This window comes from Bradyrhizobium sp. (assembly GCF_049798375.1).
Lineage (GTDB): Bacteria > Pseudomonadota > Alphaproteobacteria > Rhizobiales > Xanthobacteraceae > Bradyrhizobium.
Window position 1 is genome coordinate 1 of sequence record NZ_JBARGP010000760.1, and the last position, 11,122, is coordinate 11,122.

8 protein-coding genes are annotated in these 11,122 nt (G+C 63.8%); 5 read left to right on the plus strand and 3 right to left on the minus strand.

Features of this window, described 5'->3' with window-relative positions:
- Nucleotides 1-131: 131 nt before the first annotated feature.
- The 3 genes from WA702_RS29165 to WA702_RS29175 form a co-directional block, all read right to left on the minus strand.
- Complete coding sequence (locus WA702_RS29165) at nucleotides 132-644, minus strand: TRAP transporter small permease (protein WP_425114000.1); 513 nt, start codon at nucleotides 642-644, stop codon at nucleotides 132-134.
- Nucleotides 645-729: 85 nt separating this feature from the next.
- Complete coding sequence (gene dctP / locus WA702_RS29170) at nucleotides 730-1,725, minus strand: TRAP transporter substrate-binding protein DctP (protein WP_425114001.1); 996 nt, start codon at nucleotides 1,723-1,725, stop codon at nucleotides 730-732.
- Nucleotides 1,726-1,765: 40 nt separating this feature from the next.
- A complete protein-coding gene (locus tag WA702_RS29175) occupies nucleotides 1,766-2,506 on the minus strand; it encodes a GntR family transcriptional regulator (protein ID WP_425114002.1) in 741 nt (246 codons plus the stop codon).
- Nucleotides 2,507-2,637: 131 nt separating this feature from the next.
- On the opposite strand from WA702_RS29175, the gene WA702_RS29180 reads away from it, so the two are divergent.
- From WA702_RS29180 to WA702_RS29200, 5 genes are all read left to right on the plus strand, one after another.
- Entirely contained in the window at nucleotides 2,638-3,444 is an 807-nt protein-coding gene (locus WA702_RS29180) for an SDR family NAD(P)-dependent oxidoreductase (protein WP_425114003.1), read from the plus strand.
- 89 nt (nucleotides 3,445-3,533) lie between these two features.
- Nucleotides 3,534-5,624 (plus strand): molybdopterin oxidoreductase family protein, encoded by a 2,091-nt coding sequence (locus tag WA702_RS29185; protein WP_425114004.1) that lies wholly within the window; start codon nucleotides 3,534-3,536, stop codon nucleotides 5,622-5,624.
- Between the two features lie 708 nt (nucleotides 5,625-6,332).
- A complete protein-coding gene (locus tag WA702_RS29190) occupies nucleotides 6,333-9,740 on the plus strand; it encodes an acyl-[ACP]--phospholipid O-acyltransferase (protein WP_425114005.1) in 3,408 nt (1,135 codons plus the stop codon).
- Entirely contained in the window at nucleotides 9,737-10,471 is a 735-nt protein-coding gene (locus tag WA702_RS29195; RefSeq protein ID WP_425114006.1) for an esterase/lipase family protein, read from the plus strand. Before WA702_RS29190 ends, WA702_RS29195 begins: the two co-directional genes overlap by 4 nt.
- Before the next feature lie 72 nt (nucleotides 10,472-10,543).
- A partial coding sequence (locus tag WA702_RS29200; RefSeq protein ID WP_425114007.1) for an enoyl-CoA hydratase-related protein occupies nucleotides 10,544-11,122 on the plus strand: 579 nt, incomplete at its 3' end.

The following is an 11,122-nucleotide window of genomic DNA, read 5'->3' on the forward strand; positions in this document are numbered from 1 at the left end:
GAATCCCGATCCAGAAGGCGCCGACGATCGCAGCCATCGCCAGTGAATAGGCGATCGGCATACCGATCAAAAAGCACACCAGCATCGTCACAAGCAGGATGAAAATATCCATGGATCTGTCTCTGCCGGCTTCAATCGAACGACGCGGCGTCGCTGTGGGAAATGGGATCGGGCGGCACGCCGAGGAACAGTCGCTCGATGACGAAGAGAAGCAGGCAGAACCCGCCGACCGGGATCGGCAGGTAGGTCACGCCGACCGACAGGAATGGAAAGTCCGCAATCGTGTTATCCCAGGTCACCACGACCAGCCGTTCGCCCCAGATCACCATGAAGATCGCGATCAGCGCCATCAGGAGCTGAACGAGCACGTCAAGTCTCTTTCGCCAGGGCTCGGGCAGCTGGTTGGCAAAATAGGACAGGCTCATGTGCAGGTTGAGGCGATAGCCGGCCGCGGCACCGATGAAGGTGAGCAGGATGGTGAGTAGCACCGCGAGCGGCTCGGGCCACGACGCGGCGCTGTTCAGCACGTAGCGGGTGAACACCGCATAGGGGATCACCGCCGAGATCGCCACCAGCGCGGTGCAGCCGACCAGAACGCAGGCAAGATAGAGCGTATCCATTACGCGGCGGAACAACGCAGCCATGGTCGGAATCTCCCGTTGCAAGATCAGCGCTGGCGTCAAGCTCTGGCATTCGCGAAGCGAATGTCAGAGCCGCCGCACCAGGCGCTTACGCGATCTCCTGGATGCGCTTGATCATCTCCTGATATTTCGGGCCGTATTTGTCCCAGACCGGCTTCACTGCGGCCTGGAACGGTGCCTTGTCCGGAATCGGTATGATCTCACAGCCGGCGGCCTTGGCCTTCTCCATGGCTTCGCTCTCATATTTCTTCCAGAGCTCGCGCTCCTCCATCTGCGCCTCGCGGGCGAACTTCTTGATCAGGGTCTGATCATCGGCCGAAAGCGATGTCCATGCCCGCTTCGAGAACGCCAGCACCTCGGGGATGACGAGATGCTCGGTCAGCGAATAGTACTTCGCCGCCGTGTAGTGATTGCTGAACACATAGCTCGGCGGGTTGTTCTCGGCGCCGTCGATCACGCCGGTCTGCAGCGCGCTGAACACCTGGTCATAGCCCATCGCGATGCCGTTGCCGCCGAGCGCGTTCATCATGTCGATGAAGATCGGGTTGCCGATCACGCGGATCTTCAGTCCCTTGATGTCAGCGACCGTCCTGATCGGATGCTTGGTGTTGTAGATGCTGCGGGCGCCGGAATTCATCCAGCACAGCGCGACCAGCCCGGCATTCGGGTGGGCGGTGATGCGGTCGAGCAAATCCTGTCCGACCGGGCCGTCCATCATCTTCTCGGAATGCGCGATGCTCTTGAACAGGAATGGCATGTTGACGACGTTGATCTCGTCGACAATGGGGCCGAGCGCGCCAGCGCTGACGCGCAGCATCTGGATGGCTCCGATCTGGGTCTGCTCGATGGTCTCCTTCTCGCCACCGAGCTGCGCGGAGGGATACATCTGGAGCGAGAGCCGGCCATTGGTGGCGGCAGCGAGCTTCTTGCCGAGGCTCTCGGTGGCCGCAACGGTCGGGTAACCCGCCGGCTGCACGTCGGAGGCCTTGAAAACGGCTTTTGATTGCGCTGATGCGGGCGCGAACGGCAGGGTTGTCGCGGAAGCTAGTCCAACGCTCAGCTTGATGAAGTCGCGTCGTTTCATGGTGTCCTCCCCGGACTATGGTGACTTAGTTGTTTTGCAGTCAGCTTGGTCGAAAGAAATCAGGGTTGATGGTCTGAATGGCGGAGATGTCGTCGAGCAGTCGTTCGAGATGGCTTGCCATCGCAAGCCGCGCGCGGTCCGGATCGTGTGCCTCGATCGCGGCGAGGATCGGTTCGTGCTCGCCGATCACTTCGGTCATGCGACCGACCTGGGGCAGCGTCAGCCGGCGGAAGCGGTCGACATGAACCTTCACCTGCAGGATCAGCGTCCAGATTCCAGGATAGCCGGCGACATCGGCGATGACGGCATGAAATGCCTCGTCCGCCTGATGAAACGCCTCGCGGTCTGTCGCGTCGGCAGCCTCGCGCTGCCGCTCCAGGGTCGCATGTAAAGTGAGAAGCTGACTCGCCGTCGCACGCTCGGCCGCCATCCGCGTCGTCGTTTCCTCGAGCGCCTTGCGGATGATGATGGCTTCAGGCAGGGCGCCCATCGGGATGCGCGAGACGAAGATGCCGGACTGTGGAAAGATCTCGACCAAGCCTTCGTCGGCCAGCTTCAGGATCGCTTCGCGCACCGGTGTTCGGCTGACGCCGTAATCGAGCGCGATCTGATTTTCCGAGATCGTCTCGCCAGGACGGCGTGCGAGCGAAACCAGCTCGGCCCTCAGTTCGGCATAGATGCGCGCCGACGCAGTCGCGCCACGCGGCCGGCCATTGCGCCCCGTGCGGGCGATCGCCGGTGCTGGCGTCTGGGCCAGTTTCCTTGGGACGCGGGCAGTCATCTGCGTTTCCTCGATTGATATATTAGTATATGAAACTCACTTGGCAACGGAAAATACCGTCCCTACGCATAATTTGCGGCTCCGTTCTGCGGATGCCAGAACAGCTGCATCGACGCAGGGAGGTTCGCTTCGTGACTGACTATCGCAAGCTTTTCGATCTCACGGGAAAGACCGCCGTCGTGCTCGGCGCAGCCTCGGGCATCGGCAGATCCTCGGCGCAGGCGCTGGCTGCGCTTGGCGCGCGCGTGCTGTGCGCGGATCGTACGGTCGAGGGTGCGGAAGCGACAGCCACCGCCATTCGCGCTGACGGCGGAGCGGCGGAATCGACTGCATGCGATGCGGCGAGCAGGGCCGATGTCGCTGATCTCGCGGGCAAGGCTTCCAAGCTATTCCCACGGCTCGATATCGCAGTGACGACACCCGGCCTCAACATCCGCAAAACCGTGCTCGATTACACCGAAGAGGATATCGACCGCGTGCTCGATCTGAACGTCAAGGGCACGGTGTGGTTCTTCCAAGCCTTTGGCCGCATCATGACGCAGCAACGCGGCGGCAGCCTGATCGCGTGCTCCTCGATGCGCGCGGTGACGATCGAGCCAGGGCTTGCCGTTTATGGTGCGACCAAGGCGGCAATCGGCCTGCTGGTGAAGGGTTTTGCCTCGGAGGTGGGGACCTTCGGCGTGCGGGTGAACGCGATCGCGCCCAGCATCGTCGAAACCGCGCTGACCGCGCCGTTAAAGCAGCGGCCGGAGATCTACAATCTCTATGCCGCGCATACCGTGTTCAACCGCTGGAGCAGCGCCGATGAGGTCGCGACCGCGGTGTGCTATCTCGCCTCCGATGCCGCAAGCTATGTCAGCGGCAGCACCCTGTTCGTTGACGGCGGCTGGACTGCGGTCGACGGTCCGCCGACCGGCCTGACCAAGCTTGGCGGCTGAGTTCCGCCCGTTACGCTGCCCGATTTTGCCCGTGCAATGCGCGTTGAATGCACTCGGCTGCGACCGCTTTTGGTGTTACCAATTTCATCATGAACCAGCAGACCCGGCTTCAGATCCGCCACTCCACTTGTCCGCATGATTGCCCGTCGGCCTGTGCGCTCGACGTCGAGGTGCTCGATCGCACGACCATCGGCCGCGTGCGCGGGTCGAAAAAGCAGACCTATACCGCCGGCGTGGTCTGCGCCAAGGTCGCCCGTTACGCCGAGCGCATCCATCACCCGGAGCGGCTGACGCATCCGATGCGCCGCACCGGGCCGAAGGGCTCCGGCCAGTTCGAGCGGATCACTTGGGACGAGGCGCTGGACGAGATCGCGCGGCGCTTCGACGCCGTCGAGCGCGAGTTCGGGCCTGAGTCGGTGTGGCCTTATTACTACGCCGGCACCATGGGCCTGGTGATGCGCGACGGTATCAATCGCCTGACCCATGTGAAGAAATATTCCCGCTTCTACTCGACCATCTGCGCCAATATCGCGCGGATCGGCTTTGCGATCGGCACCGGCAAGATCGCCGGCGTCGATCCGCGCGAGATGGGCGTCTCCGACCTGGTGGTGATCTGGGGCACCAATCCCGTCAACACCCAGGTCAATGTCATGACCCATGCCGCGCGCGCTCGGAAGGAGCGCGGCGCCAAGATCGCGGCTGTCGACATCTACGACAACGAGACCATGAAGCAGGCCGACATCCGGATCATCCTGCGTCCCGGCACCGATGGCGCCTTCGCCTGCGGCGTCATGCATGTGCTGTTTCGCGACGGCTATGCCGATCGCGACTACATGGACCGCTACACCGATTGTCCGGCGGAACTCGAGGCGCATCTAAAGACCCGCACGCCCGAATGGGCCTCCGCGATCTGCGGCGTGCCGCTCAAGGAGATCGAGGCCTTCGCGCGCGCCGTTGGCGAGACCAAGCGCACTTTCATCCGGCTCGGCTATGGCTTTACCCGCAGCCGCAACGGCGCCACGCAGATGCATGCTGCTTCGTGCATTTCGGCCGTCACGGGGGCCTGGCAATATGAAGGCGGCGGGGCCTTCTTCAACAACGCCGCGCTGTGGGGATTCGACGAAGCCATCATCGAGGGCCACGATGAGATCGACAAGAGCGTCAGGATTCTCGACCAATCCAAGATCGGCCGCATCCTGACCGGCGATTCCGAAGCCTTGTGCGGCGGGGGTCCGGTCAAGGCGATGCTGATCCAAAACACCAATCCGATGACGGTGGCGCCGGAGCAGGCGCTGGTGCGCCAGGGCTTTGCGCGCGAGGATCTATTTGTCGCGGTGCATGAGCAGTTCATGACTGAGACGGCGCAAATGGCCGACATCGTGCTGCCGGCGACCATGTTCATGGAGCATGATGACGTCTATTACGGCGGCGGCCATCAGCACATCTCGGTCGGCCCGAAGCTGATCGACCCGCCGGGCGAGTGCCGCTCCAACCACGAGGTGCTGCAGGGGCTGGCGCGCCGGCTGCACGCGGTCCATCCCGGCTTCGAGATGACGCCGCGCGAGCTGATCGACGCGACCTTGAAGCGGAGCGGCCACGGCGACATCGCGGGTCTCGAGGCCGACATCTGGCGTGACCTGCAGCCGGACTTCCGCACCTCGCATTATCTCGACGGTTTCGCCCACAAGGACGGCAAGTTTCACTTCAAGGCCGACTGGGCGAATCCGCCATTCGGCCGCCCGATGGGCGACATCGCCAGCATGCCCTCGCTGCCCGATCATTGGGCTGTGATCGAGGACGTCGACCAGCGCCATCCGTTCCGGCTCGCGACCAGCCCGTCGCGCTCGTTCCTCAACACCACTTTCAACGAGACGCCGTCCTCGCAGGCACGCGAGGGCGCGCCGTCGGTGATGGTGCATCCGCTCGATGCCGCCGCGCTCGATATCGCCGACGGCGATGCGGTGACGCTTGGCAACGACCGCGGTGAGACATCGTTGACCGCCCGCCTGTTCGAGGGCGTGCGGCGCGGCGTTCTGATCGCCGAATCGGTGCACCCCAACCGCAGCCATATCGGCGGCCGCGGCATCAATATGCTGACCGGCGCGGAAACCGTTGCGCCGATCGGCGGGGCCGCGTTCCACGACAACAAGGTGTGGCTGCGGAAGGCTGTGACCGCCTGAATGTCACGACAGGCGTATTTTTCAAAACGAAAAGAATCCGAATAGTTCCAGTGGCTTGCATGCCAATCTGGGCGTGGTTCCTATAGCGCCGCGCTGTCCGTCCATGATTCGCCTCAGTTTCGTATTTTTTTCTTGAGCAACGCTCATTCTTGCGCTAAGTATTTTGAGCGTTGCTCAAAATGAAAGGTGCGGTTATGACGGCTCAAGCTCCGCGGATGGCGAATCTTTTTCCGGCGATGCGGTCACGCTCGTGAACGGTTTCGTCCGAATCGTGTCTCACTTGGTAATGGCGCCGGTCGAGCGGGTCGCTGCCGCCTGTGACGTCGCGGGCCTCGTGGCCGCCCGGCGTGCAGCCTGGCCGGCTGGCTCGCGCCTGTATCGCGCGGCTGGCCGGGACGGGCATCGCGTCCGCCGTCGCGGTCTGTTCGGTAGTCTTCATTACCTGAGTGAGCTGACCTGACGTCGCGTCAATTCTTGTGTCGGGTGCAATGAAGTGATCACCATGTCCCAAGATGCCGCACGCATCGATCGGTCGTCGGGTAATTGGATAAGCTTTTTGTCCATCATGACGGCGACATCCTCGCCGCCGTCAGGCAGCGGTCTCGTTGCGTCTGCGCCTCCGTATCGTCATTTGCATTCTCGATAGTCGGTCCTCACTTCGGCACGCGCGGCATTCACGGACCAGCCGCAGCACAGCAGGAAAGACCCATGATCAATCAGTTGCTGTCGTCCCGCCGCTTCGCGCCGCTGTTCTGGGCGCAGTTCTGCTCGGCGCTGAATGACAATGTGCTCAAGAACGCGCTGGTCATCATGCTGCTCTACGGATCGGTGGCGATCCACGGAGACGCGCTGGTCACCGTCGCGGGCGCCGTGTTCATCTTCCCGTTCTTCATCCTGTCCGGGCTCGGCGGCGAAATGGCCGACAAATACGTCAAAGGTGTCGTCGCCCGCCGCTTGAAATTCGCCGAGATCTTCGCCGCAATCTTCGCGGCGCTGGGCTTCTTCATGCATTCCGTTCCACTGTTGTTCGTCGCGCTGGCAATTTTCGGCATCGTCGCGGCGCTGTTCGGGCCGGTGAAATACGCGATGCTGCCCGACCAACTCACGGTCGGCGAACTCGCTACCGGCAACGCGCTGGTCGAGGGCGCGACCTTCATGGCGATCCTGATCGGCACCATCGCCGGTGGTCAGCTGGTCTCTGAAACCACGCATATGGGCTTTGTATCTATGGCGGTGGTCGGACTTGCGCTGCTGTCCTGGGGCTCGGCGTCGCGCATCCCGCACACCGCACCGTCCGCGCCTGAGCTTCCCATCACGCGCAATCCTTGGACCTCGACCACGCATTTGTTGAAAGCGCTCTACGCCGAGCCGCGGCTGTGGGACGGCATGATCATCGTCTCCTGGTTCTGGCTTGCCGGCGCGGTGGTGCTGTCGCTGCTGCCTGCGCTGGTCAAGGGCGTGGTCGGCGGCACCGAAGGCGTCGTCACGCTGTGTCTTGCGGTCTTTGCCATCGGCATTGCGATCGGCTCGCTGTTTGCCGCCCAGCTCAGCCATGTCAGACCCAATCTCGCGCTGGTGCCGATCGGCGCCATCGTGATGGGCGTGGTCGGGCTCGATCTTGCCTGGGCGATCGGCACCACCGCGACCGGAACCGGCATCACGCCGGGCGCCTTTGTCAGCTCCTGGGTGGGCCTGCATCTGTTGATCGACTTCGCCTTGTTCGCCTTCGGCGGCGGCCTGTTCGTGGTGCCGTCCTTCGCAGCGGTCCAGGCGTGGTCGGAGCCATCCGAGCGCGCCCGTGTCATTGCCGCCGGCAACATCCTGCAGGCTGCCTTCATGGTGGTCGGATCGCTGGTGGTCGCCGGTCTGCAGGCGGCCGGCTTGTCGGTAGCCTGGATCTTCTTCGGCCTGGCGCTCGCGAGCTTCGGTTCGGTCTGGTTCGTGCTCAATAAATGGGGCCGGGAAGGCGTGCGCGATTTCGGTTCGATGCTATTCCGGGCGCTGTTCCGCACCGAGGTGCGCGGGCTGGAGAACCTGCCGCCGGCCGGCACCCGCATGCTGATCGCGCCCAACCATGTCAGCCTGATCGATGGCCCGCTGCTGCATGCCGTGCTGCCGATCGACGCGACCTTCGCGGTTGACACCGGCATCTCGAAAGCATGGTGGGCCAAGATCTTCCTGAAGATGGTCCGCCACATCACCATCGATCCGACCAAGCCGCTCGGCGCGCGCGACCTGATCAAGCTGGTCGCCGCGAGCGAGCCGGTGGTGATCTTCCCCGAGGGGCGCATCACCGTCTCCGGCTCGTTGATGAAGGTCTATGATGGCACCGCGATGATCGCCGACAAGGCAGACGCCGTCGTCGTGCCCGTGCGCATCGAGGGCGCGCAGCGCTCGCATCTCAGCTACCTCAAGAACGGCGAGATCAAGCGCTCCTGGTTCCCCAAGGTGACGGTCACGATCCTACCGCCGGTGAAGCTCGACGTTGACGCATCGCTGAAGGGCAAGACCCGCCGCAACGCCGCAGGCGCGGCGTTGCAGGACGTCATGATCGAGGCCCTGGTCAAGAACGCGATGCTCGACCAGACCTTGTTCGAAGCGCTGGCGCACGCTTATCGCGACCGCGACACCGGCAAGGTGCTGATCGAGGACCCGCTCGGCACGAAGCTCACCTATCGCAAGCTGCTGCTCGGCGCGCAGGTGCTCAGCCGCAAGCTGGAGGAGGGCACTGCCGCCGGTGAGAACATCGGCGTGCTGCTGCCGAACTCAGCCGGCGTCGCCGTGGTGTTCATGGCGCTGCAGTCGATCGGTCGCGTGCCGGCGATGCTGAATTTCTCGGCGGGCCCCGTCAACGTGCTGGCGGCAATGAAGGCGGCGCAGGTGACGACCGTGCTGACCTCGCAAGCCTTCATCGAGAAGGGCAAGCTCGACAGGCTGATGGCCGCGATCGAAGGCCAGGCGCGGGTGGTCTATCTCGAAGACGTCAGGGCGACTGTTACGTCCGTGGACAAGATCAAGGGCCTGCTCGACGGCATCGCGCCGCGCGTGCCGCGCACCGCCAACGACCCGGCCGTGATCCTGTTTACCTCTGGCTCCGAAGGCACGCCCAAGGGCGTCGTGCTCTCCCATCGCAACATTCTGGCCAATGCCGCGCAGGCGCTCGCACGTGTCGACGCCAATGCCAATGACAAGGTGTTCAACGTGCTGCCGGTGTTCCACTCATTTGGCCTCACCGGCGGCTTGATGATGCCCATGTTGGCGGGTATTCCGATCTACATGTATCCGTCGCCGCTGCATTACCGGATCGTGCCAGAGCTGATCTACCAGACCGGTGCTACTATCCTGTTCGGCACCGACACCTTCCTCACCGGCTATGCGCGCTCGGCCCATGCCTACGACTTCCGCACCCTGCGGCTCGTCATCGCAGGAGCCGAGCCGGTCAAAGACCGTACGCGCGCGGTCTACATGGAGCGTTACGGTATCCGTTTGCTCGAAGGCTACGGCGTCACCGAGACCGCACCGGTGCTGGCGATGAACACGCCGATGGCCAATCGTGTCGGCACCGTCGGCCGGATGTCGCCGCTGATGGAAGCCCGCCTCGACCCGGTGCCGGGCATCGAGGAGGGCGGCCGGCTCTCGGTGCGCGGGCCCAATGTCATGCTCGGTTATCTGCGTGCGGAGAATCCCGGCGTGCTGGAGCCGTTGGCTGACGGCTGGCACGACACCGGCGACATCGTCGCCATCGATGCCCAAGGCTTCATCGCCATCAAGGGCCGCGCCAAGCGCTTCGCCAAAATCGCCGGCGAGATGGTCTCGCTCTCGGTGGTCGAGGCCATCGCCGCCGGGCTGTGGCCGCAGGCGGCCTCGGTTGCGGTGTCGATCCCCGACCCGCGCAAGGGCGAGCGCATCGTGCTCCTGACCACGCAAAAGGATGCCGAGCGCAGCGCGATGCAACGTCAGGCCAAGGTACAAGGCGCGCCGGAGCTCGCCGTGCCCGCAGCCATCATCGTGGTCGACAAGGTGCCGCTGCTCGGCAGCGGCAAGACCGACTATGTCACCGCCAAGACGCTCGCCGAGGAATCGGCCGGTGCCGCGCCGGAGCTTGACGTGGCGTGAGGCGTTCGCTGCGACGACCTTCGGCAGAGAGCAACCCCTGCACGGCAGGGGTCGTTCTGCTGCATGGCATCGCCGGCCGCTCATTGATGCTGCGCCGGATGGCAAGGGCGCTGCAGCGCGCGGGCTTCGCGACACTCAATCTCGACTATCAGAGCCGCAAGAAGCCGCTCGAAGAGCTCGCCCGCGATATTCATCCGGCCATTGCAGCATTTGCTGTCGAGCACGACGGCCCGCTGCATTTCGTCACCCATTCGATGGGCGGTCTGTTGGCGCGGGTCTACATCGCGCAGCATCGACCTCAGCGGCTCGGCCGCGTCGTCATGTTGGGTCCGCCGAATGGCGGCAGCGAAATCGCCGATCGCCTCAAGGACATCTCGCTCTATCGTTCTTATTTCGGCCCGGCCGGCCTGCAGCTCGTGACATCAGGGGATGCGACCCTGGCGGCGCTGCCGCCGCTCGACTACGAGGTCGGCATCATCTCCGGCAACCGCTTCCTCGATCCGATCTCGGCGCTGCTGGTGTTGCCGTGGCCGAATGACGGCCGCGTCTCGGTCGCAAGCTGCAAGCTCGACGACATGGCCGACCACACCACGGTCAAGGCTTCGCACATGGGCCTCCTCTTGCATCCCGCAGCGGTCAGGCAGACCGTCGCGTTCCTGCGTGACGGTCATTTCGAGACCACCCGCGCGATGTGGCGGACAGCGCGTGACGCGCATCGCGCGGCGGGCTGACGCAAGTTTTGCTTGCTCCGCCTCGCTATCCGGCGACAATCCCGCTTCTTTCGATAGCAGACAGGCAAGGCCATGACCGATAACAGCGTGATCCTCGACAAGCGCGGACAATCCCTCTGGATCACCATCAACCGCCCGGACAAGCGCAACGCGCTCAATGGCGATGTCATCGCCGGCATCGCGCGGGGCTACACCCGGGCGCATGAGGATGCCGAGGTGCGCGTCATCGTGCTGACCGGCGCGGGGGAGAAGGCATTCTGCGCAGGCGCCGATCTGCAGAATTCCGGCGCCGCTTTTGCGATGGATTTCTCGCGGCCGAATGCCGACTATGCCGATCTGCTGCGCTTGTCGCAAAATGCGACCAAGCCGGCGATCGCGCGTATCAATGGCGTCTGCATGGCCGGGGGCATGGGCCTCTTGTGCATGACCGACATGGCGGTGGCCGCTGACAATGTGATCTTCGGCCTGCCGGAGGTGAAGGTCGGCGTGTTCCCGATGCAGGTGCTGAGCCTGCTGCAGGAGATCGCACCGCGCCGTCTCATCAACGAATGGGCGCTGACCGGTGAGCCGTTCGATGCGGCGACCGCGCAAGCAGCCGGTTTGCTCAACCACGTGGTGCCTGCGGCCGAGCTCGACGCCAAGATCGACTGG